The organism is Agromyces sp. G08B096 (genome assembly GCF_040267705.1).
GTDB lineage: Bacteria > Actinomycetota > Actinomycetes > Actinomycetales > Microbacteriaceae > Agromyces.
Map to the genome: position 1 here is coordinate 234,177 of NZ_CP158374.1, position 15,417 is coordinate 249,593.

Consider the following 15,417-nt stretch of genomic DNA (forward strand, 5'->3'; position numbering starts at 1 on the left):
GGGCGGGGAGGTCCCCGTCCGTGCGCCGCCGGGCTCGCCCCGGCCGGGTCGGCCTAGCCGAGCAGCTTCAGCACGCCCTGGTTGGCCTGGTTGGCCTGGGCGAGCATCGACGTGCCGGCCTGCGAGAGGATGCTGGCGCGGGTGTAGTTCACCATCTCCGCCGCCATGTCGGTGTCGCGGATGCGCGACTCCGCGGCCGACAGGTTCTCGGCCGAGACGTTCAGCGTGCGGATGGTCGACTCGAACCGGTTCTGCTGCGCACCGAGGTCGGCGCGAGCGGTCGAGATCGCCGTGATGGCGGCGTCGATCGCGGTCACCGTGGTCTTCGAGGTGGCGTTGTCGGTGACCACGAAGCCCGCGCCGGCGGCGGTGCCGTCGGCCGAGGCCAGCGTGCCGACCGCGGTGCCCACGTTGGCCAGGTTGACGGTGATGGTGTCGTTCGCCGTGTCGCCCGCGCCGACCTGGAAGTTCAGCGAGCCGCCCTGCAGCAGGTCGATCCCGTTGAAGTTCACACCCTCGGTGATGCGGTACAGCTCGAGGCTGAGCGCGTCGGCCTCCTTCTGGATCGCCCCGCGCGACTCAGCGTTGTTCGAGTCGTTGCCGCCCTGGACGGCGAGGTCGCGCATGCGGTGCAGGATGTTGTGCACCTCGGTCAGGGCGCCTTCAGCGGTCTGGATGACCGAGATGCCGTCCTGGGCGTTGCGCGCCGCGACCTTGGTGCCGGAGATCTGCGAGCGCAGGCCCTCCGAGATCGCGAGGCCGGCGGCGTCGTCCGCCGCGCGGTTGATCCGCAGACCGCTCGAGAGCTTCTCGAGCGACTTCGACAGGTCGTTCTGGGTGTTGGTCAGGTTGCGGTGAGCGTTGAACGCCGCGACGTTCGTGTTGATCTGCATACCCATGAGAGATCTCTTCCTTGATCGTGGGACGCCGGCCCATCCGTGGACCGGCATCCACGACTGTCGGGTGCGGCGGGCAGGCCGTTAGCCGGGTGGTCGAACGGATGTCCCGCGCCCGACCCGCGCGCGGTGTTCCGCGCCGCGCGCCGTCAGTGCACGTGGTCGACGGCCGGCACCCCGAGCCGGCCCGCGAGCTCGTCGAGGTAGCGCCGCGCGCGGCCGGTCGCCGCGGCGGGCGTCTCCTGCGGCAGCTGTTCCTGATCGTGGTAGCCGGCGGTGCCGAGCCGAAGCAGCCGGAGCGCCTCGGTGCGCTGCTGCGAGACGGCGGAGTGGGTGACGCCGAGCTCTGCGGCGAGCTCCGTCACGGTGCGGTCCTCGAGGTAGATCGCCTCGACGACGTACCGCAACCGCTCGGGCAGCGCCTGCACCGCGTGCCGCACGAAGTCGACGCGCTCGCGCACCATGATCTCGGTGTCGGGCAGCGGGACGTCCGCCGATTCGGAGCCCGCGAACGTCTCGTCGAACGGGCCGATGCGCCGGTTCGCGAGCGAGGCCTGCTCGGCCGCGGTCGCCTGGTCGACGCCGAGGGCGCTGGCGAGCTCGGCGGTGCTCGGCTGCCGGCCGAGGGTGCCGTGCAGCTCCTCCTGCACGGCCAGCGTGCGCTTGATGGTCTGCCTGGTCGACCGCTTCGCCCAGTCGGCCGCCCGCATCTCGTCGCGGATCGCGCCGAGGATCCGCTCGCGCGCGTACGCGCCGAACGGCACGCCGCGCGCCTCGTCATACGCGTCGACGGCCTGGACGAGCGCGACCGCTCCGGCCTGCGCGAGGTCGTCCCGCGACAGGTGCGTGGCGCTCGCCATGACCCTCGATACGAGGAATCCGACGAGCGGCAGGTGCTCGACGATCATCCGATCCCGGCTCGTGGTGGTGCGATTCACCGGTGTCCCCCCAATGCTCGGTGCACGACTCCGCCGGCAGCGCCGAGCGGAGTCGATGTCCCGTTCATGCGCGGCACCGGCGAGCGGCATCCGGATGCCCCGTGACGGGCCCGTTCCGCCGAGCAGGACGGGCGCACGACGGGGCACGGCGGTGCCGCTGCGCGGGTCATGAGTTGGGGGCATGCCCGCGCAGCGGCCGTCCTCCACTGCAGGGAGGCGGTGCACAGCGCGCCGTGCAGGCAGAGCTATCGGCCGCGACACGGCGGCCGTCAGTTCCGCGCCGAGGAAGTCGCGGGATTCGTGCATCGATCGGTTCGCGCCGTGCAGCCCTCCGGGCTGCCGATGTGCCGTCGCTCCGGCGATCCGGGCCGAGCAGGCGGGCTCGTGCATCACGTGTCGACACCGCGCGGGAGGCGGCCGCCGGATGGCCCGGCTCGGGGCATGCGGCCTCGCTCACGCTGGGGGCATGAGCACTTCCGAAGCGCCCGTCACGGACGTCGACCGGATGCCGCCGCGCGTCCGCGACTGGACGATCGACCTCGCCGCCGCCGATGCCGGCGACCGGCGAGCCGCCGCCGCGGACCTCGTCGAGGAGGTGAGCCGTGCGGTGCGGGGCCTCCGCCGCCGGGTCGGCCTCGGCGACGCCGACGTGCAGGACGCCATCGGCGAGACGCTGCTCGAACTCGTGAAGCGCATCGAGCAGGGCCATCCGGTGCCGGGCGCGATCGTGCAGCGCATCGCCACGACCGTGTGCTCCCGATTCGTCAACGGACCCGTCCGGCACGAGACCGCGAAGGCGCTGCGCCTGCTCAAGGACCGCGTCGCGGAGACCGAGGCGAGACTCGGCCGGTCGCTGTCGCCGCGCGCCGTCGAACGCCTCGCGGAGGAGATCCGGCTCGGGGCCGACTTCCACCCGCGGCACCGGCCGGTCGAGCGCTTCCACCTCGTCGAGGGCTTCTCGAAGCCGGCGTCGATGGACCAGTTCGCGCCCGACGCGCTCGACGCGTTCCTGCACCGCGCCACGGCCGGCTCGGAATCGGGGTACCTCGGCGCCGGAGGCGCCTGCGACACGCTGCTCGACGAGCTCCAGCTCGGCCTCCGGTCGCGCGCCGAGGTGCGCCGGCTGCTGTGGGCGGCCGTCTCGGCCGACGAGCAGCTGCCGCCGGCCGGCGCCGGGCGGGTGCCCGCGACCGTCGCCGCCGACCTCGTCGCGTATGTCGCCGGCCTGCCGGAGGGCGTCGTGACCGCCTGCCGTCAGCACCTCGAGGGCCGCAGCACCAAGGCCACGGTCGCCCTGTTCGCGCCGTTCTCAGAGCCCGCTCCCGCCGACCGCGACCAGATCGCGCGCTACCTCGCCGGACGGCCCGCGCACGCCACCGCGATCTGGGAGAGCGCCCTCGCCGGGGCCACCGAAACGGGGGAACCGTCCATCGCTTCGAAACGAGGGCGAGTCAGGGACTGGCCCCGCACCGGGGGACGTGTTTCAGTTGAAGCATGCCCCCCGCACAGCGCGCTCCCTCTCCACGTCTGACCCACCTGCGAGCACCCGGCGGCGATGGCCGCTGAGCGCCGACCGACCTGGCTCGTGCTCGACCGGCTCGACCCGCCGCGACGACGCGCCGCGCTCGCGCACCTGCGGGGGCACCGTCCCGTCGGCATGGTCGGCCAGGGGGTCCGCAACGAACGCTTCTACCGCGATCTGACGGTGCGGTCGGTCGCGGCGTTCACCGACGACGACGTCGAACCCTGGGGCATCCTCGAGACCGTGGAGCACGGCGCGGTGGTGGTGCCCTACGAGATCGCGCTGGCGGCCGACCTGCCGCGCGCGCCGGTGGCGCTCCGGCGGCTCGCCGCGCGCGTCGGGCCGATGAACCAGCGACTCGCGCGCGCGCAGGCCGCGCGCGATGCGAGCCCAGCCGTGGTGCGGCTCCGGGAACGCTTCATCGCTGCGGCGATCGCGCACGCGACGCTGCACCGGCAGCTCGAGCTCTGGGGGCAGAGCGAGGGCTAGACCGCCGCGAGCTCCTCGCGGATGCCGGCGACGAAGGCGTCGATGTCGGCCTCGGTCGTGTCGAAGGAGCACATCCAGCGCACCTCGCCGCGCGCGGCGTCCCAGTCGTAGAAGCGGAATCCGCGTTCGCGGAGCCGGTCGGCCACGCCGGCGGGCAGGCTCGCGAAGACACCGTTCGACTGCGTCTCCTGGGTGAAGCCGAGGCCCGGCAGCTCGCCCGCGGCGATGCCCGCGTCGAGGGCGTCCCGGAGACGCCGGGCCATCGCGTTCGCGTGCGACGCGCTCCGCAGCCACAGGTCGCCCTCATACAGGGCGATGAGCTGGGCGGAGACGAAGCGCATCTTCGACGCGAGCTGCATGTTGAGCTTGCGGAGGTAGGTGAGCCCCTCGACCGCCTCGGGGTTCAGCACGACGATCGCCTCGGCGCCGAGGGCGCCGTTCTTCGTGCCGCCGACGCTCAGCACGTCGACGCCGGAGTCGCGGGTGAAGGCGCGCAGCGGCTGGCCGAGCGAGGCGCCCGCGTTCGACAGGCGCGCACCGTCCATGTGCAGGCGCATGCCCAGCGAGTGCGCGTGGTCGGCGATCGCCCGCACCTCGTCGGCCGTGTACGCCGTGCCGAGCTCGGTCGTCTGCGTGATCGACACGACGAGCGGCTGCGCGCGGTGCTCGTCGCCCCAACCCCACGCCTCCTCGTCGATGAGCTCGGGGGTGAGCTTGCCATCGGGGGCCTGCACGGTGAGCAGCTTCATGCCGCCCACGCGCTCCGGGGCGCCGCCCTCGTCGGAGTTGATGTGCGCCGTCTTGGCGGAGATGACCGCGCCCCAGCGCGGCAGCATCGACTGCAGGCCGGTGACGTTCGCGCCCGTGCCGTTGAACACCGGGAACGCCTCGACGCCCTCGCCGAAGTGCTGGGCGAAGACCTCCTGCAGCCGAGCGGTGTAGTGGTCCTCGCCGTAGGCGACCTGGTGGCCGCCGTTCGCCGCGGCGATGGCGTCGAGCACCTCGGGGTGCACGCCCGAGTAGTTGTCGGAGGCGAAGCCGCGGAACGTCGTGTCGTGGAGCTGGTCGGTCACCGCACCATCCTGCCATCCGCCCGCCCCGCGCCTGCCATCGGCCCGCTCCACCTTTGGACGCGATCCGGCGCCTCAGCGGCCGCGCAGCGCCTCCGCGAAGGGCACGCGGGCGCCCGTGCGCAGCAGCGAGTGCCGGTAGATGCGCTCGCCGGCGAGCACGGCGACCGCCGTCGTCGCCAGCAGGATCGCCAGCGAGAGCAGGGGCTCCCACCACGCCGCCTGCTCGAGGAAGATCCGCACCGGCATGCCGACGGGGGCCGAGAACGGGACGTAGCTCATCACCGCGAGCACGGTCGGGTTGTCGTTGAAGAAGATGACGAGGAAATAGGGGATCATCACGAGCATCGTCACGGGCGTCGTGACCGTGCCCACGTCCTCCAGCCGCGACACGGTCGCCGCCGTCGCCGCGAACAGCGCCGAGAGCATCACGAAGCCGAACGCGAAGAACACCACGAACCACACGACCGAGGCGCCGAGCCCGCCGAGGAGCACCCGCTGGCCGGTGAGCGCGAGTCCGAGGATCGCGAGCGCCGCGATCGCGACGACCTGCCCGAGCGCGAGCGCGGAGTTGCCGAGGATCTTGCCCGTGAGCAGCTGCCGCGGCGAGACCGTGGCGATGAGGATCTCGACGATACGCGTCTGCTTCTCCTCCACGACCGACTGCGCGATGGTCTGGCCGAAGGTCAGGGCGGCGAAGAAGAACACGATGCCGAAGCCGAAGGCCACGAAGTAGGCCAGCAGCGGGTCGGCGGCCGCCCGCTCGAGCAGCTCGACCGAGGGTCGCACCGAGAGCGCGCCGACCACCTGGTTCGGCGGCGAGTCGAGGCCGATCACCGTGATCCCGAGCGGGTCGGATGCCTCGTCCGCGACGATCGCCTCGACGTCGCCGGCCCGCAGCATCCGTTCGGCGGCCGCGAGGTCGTCTGCGACGACCGGCTCGAGACCTGGCGCCTCGGCCGCGGCGGCGGATGCCTCGCCCACGACGGCGACCCTCGCCGGGTCGTCGTTCGAGCCGAACACCGACCCGAGGACGACGGAGACGAGGACGGCGGCCATGAGCACGAGCGTGGAGATGACGAACGCCTTGCTGCGGAGCCGGGTCGAGATCTCGCGGCCGGCGATGAGGCCGACGGTCTCGGTGAACCGGGGCCGGTGGTGCGGGGCGTCGGTCACTGCACGACCTCCTTGAAGATCTGGGCGAGGGTGGTCTGCTCGCGGCTGAAGCTGACGACGTCGCCGCGCGACACCGCCTCGGCGAGCACGGCGCGGCGCGCGGCATCCGATTCGGCCTCGAACAGCGCCCACCCGCCGTCGAACCCGACGACCGTGACGCCCGGGATGCCGCGCACCCAGCCCGCGTCGCCCGTGGTGAGCAGCTCCCAGCGGTCGGAGCCGTGCTCCTCACGGAGCGCGTCGCGGGAGCCCGCGGCGCGGACCCGGCCCCCGGCGATGATGACGAGGTCGTCGCAGAGCCGCTCGACGACGTCGAGCTGGTGCGAGGAGAACAGCACGGGCGCGCCCTGCGCGGCGACATCCGCGAGCACCGTCTGCACCGTCTCGACGGCCATGGGGTCGAGCCCGGAGAACGGCTCGTCGAGTACGAGCAGCTCGGGTCGGTGCACGAGCGCGGTCGCGATCTGCGCGCGCTGCTGGTTGCCGAGCGAGAGCGACTCGACGGTGTCGTCCAGGCGCTCGCCGAGGCCGAGCCGGTCGAGCAGCTCGGTCGCGTTCCGGCGCGCGGCGGCCGCGCTCCAGCCGTGCAGCCGGGCGAAGTAGACCGTCTGCTCGAGCACCTTCATCTTGGGGTAGAGGCCCCGCTCCTCCGGCATGTAGCCGAAGCGGCGTCGGTCGGCGGCGTCGACGGCGCGCCCGTCGAGCGCGACCGTCCCGCCGTCGGCGGCGAGCACCCCGAGGATGATCCGCATCGTCGTGGTCTTCCCGGCGCCGTTGCCGCCCACGAAGCCGGTGAGCCGGCCGTCGCCGACGGTGAAGCCGACGTCGTCGAGCGCGAGGCGGTCGCCGTAGCGCTTGGTGATCCCCTGCAGTTCGAGCATGGCTCCACGGTAGGGATGCCTCGCCGGCGGGGCATCCGTCACCCGGCGGGTTTCGGCGGCCGGTCTTCCCCGCCGCTCCGCCGTGCGGGGGAGGATGGCCGCGCGGGGTTCCGGATGTCGGCGGCGGTGGCTAACCTACGCGGGTGAGCGAGACCTCCGACGAGCAGGCCGAGGCGGCAGCGCCGCACCCTGCGGTCGTGCCGCCGCCGAACGGCATGCGCACCTTCCTGCAGGTGCTGGTCAACACCGCGCTCGCCAACGTCACGACGAGCTTCCTCTGGTTCGCGCTGACGTTCTGGGTCTACCTCGAGACCCGTTCGGTGCTCGCCACCGGCATCATCGGCGGGGCCTACATGCTGCTCATCGCGTTCTTCGCGATGCTGTTCGGCACCATCGTCGACCGTCACCGCAAGCTGCAGGTGATGATCTTCTCGAGCCTCGTCACGCTGGGCTCGTTCGTCGTCGCGGGCGTGCTCTACCTGCTGCAGCCCGAGTCCGCCCTGGTCGACCTCGGCGGCCCCTGGTTCTGGGCGTTCTCGGGCATCATCCTCTTCGGCTCGGTCGTCGAGCACATGCGGAACATCGCGCTCTCGACCACCGTCACCCTGCTCGTGCCCGAAGAACGGCACGCGAACGCGAACGGCATGGTCGGCACCGTGCAGGGCATCGCCTTCATCGTGACGAGCGTGTTCTCCGGGCTCGCCATCGGATTGCTCGGCATGGGGTGGACCCTGGTCATCGCGATCGCGCTCACCCTCGTGGCGCTCGTGCACCTCTTCTTCCTGAAGGTGCCCGAGGAACAGCCCGTGCCCGCAGAGGGCGAGCGCGCCTCGACCATCGACTTCCGCGGCAGCGTGCGCGCCGTGCGCGCGGCCCCCGGCCTGTTCGCCCTCATCGTCTTCGCGACGTTCAACAACCTCATCGGCGGCGTGTACATGGCGCTGATGGACCCGTACGGCCTGACGCTGTTCCCGGTGGAGGCGTGGGGGGTCGTCCTCGGCGTCACCGCGACCGGCTTCATCATCGGCGGGCTCGTGGTCGCGAAGTTCGGGCTCGGTGCGAACCCCATCCGCACGATGCTGCTCGTGGTGATCGCGATGGGCGTGCTCGGCGCGCTGTTCACCATCCGCGACTGGTGGTGGCTGTACGCCGTCGGGATCTGGGCGTACATGTGCCTCATCCCGGTCGTGGAGGCGTCGGAGCAGACCGTCATCCAGAAGGTCGTGCCGTTCCGGCAGCAGGGTCGCGTGTTCGGATTCGCCGCGGCGATCGAGTCGGCGGCCGCGCCGATCACCGCGTTCCTCATCGCCCCGATCGCCGAGTTCTGGATCATCCCCTACATGGACTCCGACGCGGGGCGTTCGACGTGGGGCTGGGTCCTCGGCGACGGCGAGGGTCGCGGTATCGCGCTCGTCTTCCTGTTCTCGGGCCTCGCGATGGTGGTGCTCGCGGTGCTCGCCTTCGCCACCCGGTCGTACCGCATCCTCTCGGCCGAGTACACGGGCGCCTCCGCGGATGTCGCGGACTCGGCGGCCGGAGCCGGCGCGGGGAACCCCGCGGACGCCGCGCACGACGGAACCGAGCCCGCCGCGGCGGACGGCGCGGCGTCGCGACCCGGCGCCTGACCGGCGTCCGTCAGGAGCCCGCGCGGACGACCCCGTGCTCGTACGCGTAGACGACCGCGTGCACGCGGTCTCGCAGCCCGAGCTTCTGCAGCACCTTCGACACGTGCGTCTTGACCGTGGCCTCGCCCACCCAGAGCCGCTCGGCGATCTCCGCGTTCGAGATGCCGAGCGCGAGCAGCTGGAGCACCTCGCGCTCCCGCTCGGTGAGGGTCGCAAGCGCGGCCGGCGCCTCACGGCGGTGCCCGGCATCCGCGGCCGAGGGCGGCGCGCCCGCGTCACCGAGCGCGTCCGTTCGCGCAGACGGTGCCCGCTCGGGCGGAACCGTGGAGTCGGAACGGACACCTTCGCCGCCGCGGTCGGCATCCCGCCGCGCCGCCGCCGCGATCACCGCGCGGGTCACATCGGGGGAGAGCAGGGCATCGCCGCGGGCGAGCACCTGCACCGCCTCGATCAGCTGCTCGGGGGTGGAGTTCTTCAGCAGGAACCCGCTCGCACCCGCGTCGAGGGCCTGGAACAGGTAATCCTCGCGGTTGAACGTCGTGAGCACGAGCACCGAGGGGCGGCCCTCCCCGGCGTGCGCCGAGACGATGCGGCGGGTGGCCTCGAGTCCGTCCATGCCGGGCATCTGCACGTCCATGCACACGACGTCGGGTCGGAGGCTCTCGACGGCGGCGACCGCGGCGGCGCCATCGGCCGCCTCGCCGACGACCTCGATGCCGGGCTCGGAGTCGAGGATCGTGCGGAAGCCGGCGCGCACGAGCGCCTGGTCGTCGACGATGAGCACGCGCACGCTCACGAGGCCTCCCCCGTCCGTCGGAGTGGCAGGCCGGCCCGGACGAGGAAGCCGCCGCGGCGTCGCGGCCCCACCTCGAGGGCGCCGCCGACGGCCGAGACGCGTTCCCGCATGCCGATGAGGCCCAACCCGCCCGAGCCGGGGACGCCGTTCGCCTCGGCGCGCGCCGCGGCGACGCCCGTGTCGGTCACCTCGACCTCGAGCGCGCCCGGCTCCCACCGCAGCCGGACCTCGGCGCTCGCGCCCGGGCCCGCGTGCTTCCGCACATTCGTCAGCGCCTCCTGCACGAGCCGGTACGCCGTCACCTGCACCACGGGGCTCGCGTCGCGGGGCTCGCCGATCACGGTGAGCGAGGCCGGCACGCCGCTCGCGATCGAGTCCTCGACGAGGCCGGGCAGATCCTCGAGCCCGCGCGGCGCCGGATCGACGGCCTGCGCGCCCGCCGCGGCATCCTCGTCGCCCGTGCCGTGCCGGAGTGTGCCGAGGAGCCCGTGCAGCTCGGCGACCGCCTCGCGCGCGCTCTCCTCGATCGCCGAGAGCGACGTCGCCGCCTGCTCGGGGTCGCGCGCGAGCACCCGTCGCGCTGCGCCCGCCTGCACGCCGATGACGGAGACGTGGTGGGCGACGACGTCGTGCAGCTCACGTGCGATGCGGAGCCGCTCGAGCGCGACGGCCTGCTCGCGCGACCGCTCGCGCTCGGCTGCGAGCTCGTCCGTCCGCTGCCTGAGCGCCGCGGTCGACCGGGCCGACGCCGCGGCGGCATCGCCGAAGTACCACGCGCCGCCGAAGTACAGCAGGTTCGTGAGCACGTTGATCAGGGCGAACGCGACGTACGGCGACAGCGGCCCGTCGGTCTCGCGCGCCAGCGACGGCGGCAGATCGGGCGCGTTCGAGGCGATGACGAGCCCCCAGAACAGCCACACGAACATGGCCGCGACGATCACGGCGCGCACCGCGGTGGCGCGACGGCGGCTGCGCCCCCACGCGCCGACCGAGTAGATCGCGATGAAGAGGGTGATGTTGCTGAACAGCGCCTCCCCGATCTGGGCGATGCCCCCGGCGATGAACGCCGCGCTCAGCACCACCGCGACGACCTCGGGCCAGCGCCGCCGGAAGGCGAGCGGCGCGGTCATGGCGAGCGACCACAGCACCGTCAGCCAGAACGGCGCATCCTCCCCGTACCCGGTGGTGCGGTAGAGCGCCGAGCTCGCGAGGGTGCCGGCGAAGAGCACGACCGCGAGCACGGCGTCGTATCGGCGGTCGGCGGCCGTCGGCGCGGGGCGGACCCACTCGACGCCGTCGATCACGGGCGGGGCGGTGGCGGTCACCACTTCACGCTAACGGGATGCCCCGGGCGGGGGCATCCGTCGCGCGACGGAGCCCCCACCGCTCACCGCAGGCGGTAGTGCAGCCCGACGTGCCCGCTCGGGTGGGTCACCGCGTGGTCGAGCGCGAGCCGGCGCACGCCGAGGTCGGGCGGCGTGAACGTGCGCCCGGCGCCGATGAGGACGGGCACGATCCTGAGCCGGAGCTCGTCGACCGCGCCGGCGCGGAGCAGCCCGTCGGCGAGGGTCAGGCTGCCCCACACGATCACGCCGCCGTCGAGGGAGTCGGCGAGGGCGCGTGCGGCCGCAACGCCGTCGCCGCGGTGGATCCGGGCCGGTGCGTCGTCGCCCCACGGGGCATCCGTCAGGGTGTTGCTCACGACGTGCTTCGCGAGGCGGGCGATGGGCGTGGCGACGGGCTCGATCGCCGGATCGGCGGTCGGCCAGTAGGCGGCGAACATCTCGTACGTGACGCGGCCGAGGAGCATCGCCTCGACGCCCTCGAGCATCTCGAGCTGATCGGCGTCGGTGGCGTTGAAGTCCTCGATCGCCTCGAAGAACGAGATGCCGCCGTCGGCGTCGGTCGCGAAGCCGTCGACCGAGACGATCTGCTCGACGATGAGCCGGCCCATCAGCGTTCCGCCGCGTCGAGGTGCTCGCCGAGGAGGTCGAACGCCGAGTTCCAGCCGTCGTAGACGTCCTCGTCGCCGGGCGCCGCGTCGATGCCGACGAGGTGGAACAGCATCTCGGTGCGGTGGCCGTCGAGCTCGCGGAGGGTGACGGTGATGAGCGGTGCCTCGTCGTCGGCGTCGCCCGGCGATCCCCACGTGAAGACGAGCCGCTCGGGCGGCGTCACCTCCCGGTAGACGCCGGAGGTCGGGTACTCCCGGCCGTCGGGTCCGACCATCGTGTAGGCATAGCGTCCGCCGGCGCGAGCGTCGACGGAGACGGTGCCGGCCTTGATCCACACGTCGCGCGGATGCCACCACTCGGCGGCGTCGGCCGTCTCGGTCCACGCGCGCCAGACCAGCTCGCGGGGCGCGTCGAAGATGCGGGTGATGGTGAACTGCGCGGTCGCGGTGCGCTCGGTCATGAGGATTCCCCCTTCAGTCGGCGGAGGTGCTCGTCGAGCAGGTCGAACCGCTCGTTCCACTCGCCGCGGTGGCGCTCCACCCACTCGGATGCCTCGTCCAGCGGCTCGGTGCGCAGGGTGCAGGTGCGCCACTGCGCGTGGGCGGTGCGCTCGATCAGGCCGGCGCGTTCCAGCACGTTGAGGTGCTGCGAGATCGCGGGTCGGCTCATCGCGAACGGCTCGGCGAGCTCGCCGACGGTGGCCGGCCCGGCGGCGAGGCGCGAGAGCATCGCGCGCCGTGTCGGGTCGGCGAGGGCCTGGAAGACCAGGCTGAGCCCGTCGGTGGCACCACCCATGTAAGCAACTCCTTATGTAACAGTTCGCTTAACCTAAGCGGATGATGCGGCCGCGTCAAGACCCGCATGCCGATTCGCCGGACCGCCCGCGGCGCTACGCTCAGTGCTCATGACCGCCACCGCCGCTCCGGCGAGCACGCCGGGCCCCGACGCATCCGCCCCCAACCTGCGCCTGCGCGAGCGACCCTTCGACTGGTTCTTCATCGTCGTCTTCTCGCTGTTCACCGTGACCAGCATGATCAGCGACATGCTGCCGACGCTCGGCGTCGACTTCTCCGAGCCGTCGCCGAACTTCCTCGTCAACGCCAACTGGTGGTACGCGCACGACACCGACCCGCTGTTCATGCACCCGCCCGTCTGGATGCGGATCGTCACCGGGCTCTCGGCGTTCGTCTACCCGGTCTTCTACGTGCTGCTCGTCATCTCGCTCGTCCGGGGCTGGAACTGGATCCAGCTGCCGAGCGTCATCTACGCGACGATGATCGCCTCCATCACGGGCATCATCGTGTTCGGCGTCGAATTCTTCGGCGAGCCCGAATGGGTGACCCCGAACCCGGCGAAATTCCTCGCGTTCAACCTGCCCTACGTCCTCATCCCGATCCTGCTGCTCATCCGCATGCGCCGGCCGATGCCGTTCACACGGAGGTTCTGAACCCGGCCCGACGCCACGACCCGACGCGCCGACCTGACGCGTCGACGCGCCGAACGGCCTCCCGCTCCGTCGAGCGGGAGGCCGTTCGTGCGCGGGTCCGCAATGCTCGCGGGCCCGTCGCGCTCAGCGCCGGAAGTGCGAGCCCAACCGGTCGGCCGTGCGCTCGGCCGCCGTCGGCGAGGCCTTCGCCGTGCCGTTGACCGCGCTCGTGCTCATCGCGTAGGTGAGCACCGCGTGCGCGATGGCGTCCGACATCTCGTCGAGGGCGATGGTGTTGATGTTGCCCTCGAGCGCCCCGCCGTAGGCGGCGTCGAGCGCCGCGTACAGCTCGGCGTCGGCTCCGTCGCCCACCGGGTCGAGACTGTCGCACGCCTGGTGGTAGCACGGGTCGTACGACACCGGCTCGCCCTCGAAGGTCGCGAGACCGCCGTACCAGGCGACCTGCTCAGCCGTCTTCGCGTCCTCGGCCCCGGTGAAGAGCCCGCCCGCCGGAATGCCGGCCGTGATGAACGCGTCGTAGTCCGACCGGCCGTCGAAGGCCGTGGGCTCCGACACGAGCCCCTGCGAGGCGAAGTAGTCGGTGAAGAGCCGCTCGATGCCGCCGCTGCCGTTCGGGCCGGTGCTGCCGAACGCCGAGCCGTCGCCGTCGTAGACGAACCGCGCGAAGTTGGGCGAGGCCACCATGTCGAAGTTCAGGTACAGCGAGATGTCCTTCGTGGCCCGCTTGTCGAGCGAGTCGACGTAGGTCTGCGAACCGACGAGGCCCGCTTCCTCCGCGCCCCACCAGGCGAAGCGCACCGTGTTGCGCGGCTCGATGCCGAGCTCGGCCATCTGCAGCGCGATCTCGAGCAGGGCCGCCGATCCCGAGCCGTTGTCGTTGATGCCGGCGCCGTCGGGCACCGAGTCGAGGTGGGCGCCGGCCATCACCACGCGGTCGTCGCGGCCGGTCGGCGTCTCGGCGATCACGTTGGCGGTCGGCACATCGAGCTCGATGAGCGTGTCGGTGGCGAGGTGGATGGTGACCGGTCCCTCCTCGAGAAGCCCGGCGAGCTCGTCGCCGATCTCGAACGAGGTGCCGACGACCGGCAGGTCGGCGCTGAACTGGTCGCCCAGCGTCGGGTTCAGGGTGTCGGTGCGGCCCTCCTGGCCCTCGTTGAAGATGATGACGCCCACGGCTCCGGCGTCGAACGCGTTCTGCGCCTTCACCGAGAAATCGCACGTGCCGCGCTGCACGAGCGCGATGTTGCCCTCCACGAAGTCGGCGAAGTCCTCGGGCTCGCAGCCGCTCGTCGACGAGCCGGCCTCCGGTCCCGGCGGCAGCACGAGGTCGACCGCCTGGAGTTCGGCGGTGACGTCGCCGCTGCCCGAGTACTCGGCGGTGAAGAAGTCCTCACCGGCGACGTACGCCATCGGGTCGGGCGAGACGCGCTCGAACACCGGGTCCGAGAGCTCGCGGAACGAGTTGAACAGGAACTCCTGCACGGTCACCTCGTACCCGGCGTCTTCGAGCAGCCCGGCGACGTAGTCGACCGAGGCGTCGTAGCCCGGTGTGCCGCTCGCCCGCGTGCCGTCGTTCGCATCGGCGATGTCCTGCAGGGCGGCGAGGTGATCCATCACCCCGTCGACCGTCACCGCCTCTCGCAACTCCGCCGTGTCGGTCGGGACGGCCGCGTACGCGGGTGCACCGGCCGTGGCGACGAGCGCGGCGGCGCCGATGAACGCCACCGCCATCCGTTGGTTGGTCTTCATATCGATCTCTTCTCCCTGCGACTCTGCAGGACCGGGAGATGTGCCCGGACTCGTGGTTCGGGTACCACCGGTCGCGTTCAGGGTCGTCAGCGGATCCGATGCCGTCAAGGGGTGGATTCTCGGCCGGGAACGTGGCATGGGCCTCGTGCGGCACTCAGATCTTGACGGGGAACGTGGCGAGCACGACGATGCCGACCGCCGCGACGGCGACCCCGAGTCCGAGCAGGGTCCAGCGCACCCAGGGCTGCAGGTCGCGTTGCGAGATCGCGACGAGGAAGAGGACGAGCGCGAAGAGCACCGTGAGGATGGAGTAGTCGTCGCCGCGCTGGTTGTTCTGCAGCGCCGCCTCGAACCTCGCGTCGGCGCGGGCGTTCGCGGCGGCCGCGTCCTCCGCGCCGGGCGGCACGTACTCCGGCATCGCGAACGGCCCCTGCGCCTCGCGGTCGCCGGCGTTCCACGCGTCGAACGCGACCCGGAACTCCGGGGAGAAGCGCTGCTCGATGTAGCTGGCGAGCGCCGCGTCGCCCCGGTCGGTGGCGAGCACCCACTGCACCCAGATCGCCTGATCGGCGGCGCGGGCGTCTCGGGCTCCGCTCGCGTGATCGGCGGCCTGCACCCGCGCGCTCGATGCCTGGCTGAAGGCGATCGACATCTCGCCGCCCCACTTCGACGACTGGAAGCCGCACCATGCGGTGAGCACGGCCACCGCTGACAGCAGGAACACCGCGATCGCATCGACCGTCTGCCGACGCCGGCGAGTCCGGCGCTCGGCGTCGTCGTCGCGGGCGGGCGCGCCCGGATCGGCGTCCCGGCCGGTGGTGCCGGTCGGTGCGGACTGCGGCGTCTCGGTCACGCCTCGAGTCTGCCCGAGGC

16 protein-coding genes are annotated in these 15,417 nt (G+C 72.2%); 4 read left to right on the plus strand and 12 right to left on the minus strand.

The window, feature by feature from the left end:
- Positions 1-53: 53 nt before the first annotated feature.
- Both ABIQ69_RS01150 and ABIQ69_RS01155 read right to left on the minus strand, forming a co-directional pair.
- Positions 54-899 carry a flagellin gene (locus tag ABIQ69_RS01150; RefSeq protein WP_350348564.1) on the minus strand — a complete coding sequence of 282 codons (846 nt, stop codon included), beginning with the start codon at positions 897-899 and terminating at the stop codon, positions 54-56.
- Positions 900-1,045: 146 nt separating this feature from the next.
- Positions 1,046-1,834 (minus strand): sigma-70 family RNA polymerase sigma factor, encoded by a 789-nt coding sequence (locus ABIQ69_RS01155; protein ID WP_350348565.1) that lies wholly within the window; start codon positions 1,832-1,834, stop codon positions 1,046-1,048.
- Positions 1,835-2,300: 466 nt separating this feature from the next.
- On the opposite strand from ABIQ69_RS01155, the gene ABIQ69_RS01160 reads away from it, so the two are divergent.
- Both ABIQ69_RS01160 and ABIQ69_RS01165 read left to right on the plus strand, forming a co-directional pair.
- Complete coding sequence (locus tag ABIQ69_RS01160) at positions 2,301-3,365, plus strand: hypothetical protein (protein WP_350348566.1); 1,065 nt, start codon at positions 2,301-2,303, stop codon at positions 3,363-3,365.
- 24 nt (positions 3,366-3,389) lie between these two features.
- Positions 3,390-3,845 carry a hypothetical protein gene (locus tag ABIQ69_RS01165; RefSeq protein WP_350348567.1) on the plus strand — a complete coding sequence of 152 codons (456 nt, stop codon included), beginning with the start codon at positions 3,390-3,392 and terminating at the stop codon, positions 3,843-3,845.
- Here the strand turns inward: ABIQ69_RS01165 and ABIQ69_RS01170 are convergent.
- The 3 genes from ABIQ69_RS01170 to ABIQ69_RS01180 form a co-directional block, all read right to left on the minus strand.
- A complete protein-coding gene (locus tag ABIQ69_RS01170; RefSeq protein WP_350348568.1) occupies positions 3,842-4,918 on the minus strand; it encodes a low specificity L-threonine aldolase in 1,077 nt (358 codons plus the stop codon). The genes ABIQ69_RS01165 and ABIQ69_RS01170 overlap by 4 nt on opposite strands.
- Before the next feature lie 72 nt (positions 4,919-4,990).
- A complete protein-coding gene (locus ABIQ69_RS01175; protein ID WP_350348569.1) occupies positions 4,991-6,091 on the minus strand; it encodes an ABC transporter permease in 1,101 nt (366 codons plus the stop codon).
- Complete coding sequence (locus ABIQ69_RS01180; RefSeq protein WP_350348570.1) at positions 6,088-6,972, minus strand: ATP-binding cassette domain-containing protein; 885 nt, start codon at positions 6,970-6,972, stop codon at positions 6,088-6,090. Before ABIQ69_RS01180 ends, ABIQ69_RS01175 begins: the two co-directional genes overlap by 4 nt.
- Positions 6,973-7,187: 215 nt before the next feature.
- Between ABIQ69_RS01180 and ABIQ69_RS01185 the strand changes: the two genes are divergently transcribed.
- Positions 7,188-8,597: an MFS transporter gene (locus ABIQ69_RS01185; RefSeq protein WP_350350054.1), complete on the plus strand. Its 1,410-nt coding sequence runs from the start codon at positions 7,188-7,190 to the stop codon at positions 8,595-8,597.
- 10 nt (positions 8,598-8,607) lie between these two features.
- On the opposite strand, the gene ABIQ69_RS01190 is transcribed toward ABIQ69_RS01185, so the two are convergent.
- The 5 genes from ABIQ69_RS01190 to ABIQ69_RS01210 all read right to left on the minus strand — a co-directional run bounded on the left by ABIQ69_RS01190 (position 8,608) and on the right by ABIQ69_RS01210 (position 12,143).
- Positions 8,608-9,393 (minus strand): response regulator transcription factor, encoded by a 786-nt coding sequence (locus tag ABIQ69_RS01190; RefSeq protein WP_350348571.1) that lies wholly within the window; start codon positions 9,391-9,393, stop codon positions 8,608-8,610.
- The gene (locus tag ABIQ69_RS01195) at positions 9,390-10,718 is read right to left on the minus strand and encodes a histidine kinase (RefSeq protein ID WP_350348572.1); all 1,329 of its coding nucleotides are present in this window, start codon (positions 10,716-10,718) and stop codon (positions 9,390-9,392) included. Before ABIQ69_RS01195 ends, ABIQ69_RS01190 begins: the two co-directional genes overlap by 4 nt.
- 62 nt (positions 10,719-10,780) lie before the next feature.
- Entirely contained in the window at positions 10,781-11,347 is a 567-nt protein-coding gene (locus tag ABIQ69_RS01200; RefSeq protein ID WP_350348573.1) for a dihydrofolate reductase family protein, read from the minus strand.
- Positions 11,347-11,808: an SRPBCC domain-containing protein gene (locus tag ABIQ69_RS01205; protein WP_012832221.1), complete on the minus strand. Its 462-nt coding sequence runs from the start codon at positions 11,806-11,808 to the stop codon at positions 11,347-11,349. The genes ABIQ69_RS01200 and ABIQ69_RS01205 overlap by 1 nt, the downstream gene beginning before the upstream one ends.
- Complete coding sequence (locus ABIQ69_RS01210) at positions 11,805-12,143, minus strand: metalloregulator ArsR/SmtB family transcription factor (protein ID WP_350348574.1); 339 nt, start codon at positions 12,141-12,143, stop codon at positions 11,805-11,807. Before ABIQ69_RS01210 ends, ABIQ69_RS01205 begins: the two co-directional genes overlap by 4 nt.
- A gap of 109 nt (positions 12,144-12,252) precedes the next feature.
- Between ABIQ69_RS01210 and ABIQ69_RS01215 the strand changes: the two genes are divergently transcribed.
- A complete protein-coding gene (locus ABIQ69_RS01215; protein ID WP_350348575.1) occupies positions 12,253-12,795 on the plus strand; it encodes an emopamil-binding family protein in 543 nt (180 codons plus the stop codon).
- 123 nt (positions 12,796-12,918) lie between these two features.
- Here the strand turns inward: ABIQ69_RS01215 and ABIQ69_RS01220 are convergent, their stop codons facing one another.
- Both ABIQ69_RS01220 and ABIQ69_RS01225 read right to left on the minus strand, forming a co-directional pair.
- Positions 12,919-14,544 (minus strand): M20/M25/M40 family metallo-hydrolase, encoded by a 1,626-nt coding sequence (locus ABIQ69_RS01220; protein ID WP_350348576.1) that lies wholly within the window; start codon positions 14,542-14,544, stop codon positions 12,919-12,921.
- 154 nt (positions 14,545-14,698) lie between these two features.
- The gene (locus tag ABIQ69_RS01225; protein ID WP_350348577.1) at positions 14,699-15,397 is read right to left on the minus strand and encodes a hypothetical protein; all 699 of its coding nucleotides are present in this window, start codon (positions 15,395-15,397) and stop codon (positions 14,699-14,701) included.
- Between the last annotated feature and the right edge of the window lie 20 nt (positions 15,398-15,417).

Bases quoted from the DNA above. Each gene is read 5' to 3' on its own strand.
- ABIQ69_RS01150 (WP_350348564.1), bottom strand. From the start codon at position 899: ATGGGTATGCAGATCAACACGAACGTCGCGGCGTTCAACGCTCACCGC.
- ABIQ69_RS01160 (WP_350348566.1), top strand. From the start codon at position 2,301: ATGAGCACTTCCGAAGCGCCCGTCACGGACGTCGACCGGATGCCGCCG.
- ABIQ69_RS01165 (WP_350348567.1), top strand. From the start codon at position 3,390: ATGGCCGCTGAGCGCCGACCGACCTGGCTCGTGCTCGACCGGCTCGAC.
- ABIQ69_RS01180 (WP_350348570.1), bottom strand. From the start codon at position 6,972: ATGCTCGAACTGCAGGGGATCACCAAGCGCTACGGCGACCGCCTCGCG.
- ABIQ69_RS01185 (WP_350350054.1), top strand. From the start codon at position 7,188: ATGCGCACCTTCCTGCAGGTGCTGGTCAACACCGCGCTCGCCAACGTC.
- ABIQ69_RS01200 (WP_350348573.1), bottom strand. From the start codon at position 11,347: ATGGGCCGGCTCATCGTCGAGCAGATCGTCTCGGTCGACGGCTTCGCG.
- ABIQ69_RS01205 (WP_012832221.1), bottom strand. From the start codon at position 11,808: ATGACCGAGCGCACCGCGACCGCGCAGTTCACCATCACCCGCATCTTC.
- ABIQ69_RS01210 (WP_350348574.1), bottom strand. From the start codon at position 12,143: ATGGGTGGTGCCACCGACGGGCTCAGCCTGGTCTTCCAGGCCCTCGCC.
- ABIQ69_RS01215 (WP_350348575.1), top strand. From the start codon at position 12,253: ATGACCGCCACCGCCGCTCCGGCGAGCACGCCGGGCCCCGACGCATCC.
- ABIQ69_RS01220 (WP_350348576.1), bottom strand. From the start codon at position 14,544: ATGAAGACCAACCAACGGATGGCGGTGGCGTTCATCGGCGCCGCCGCG.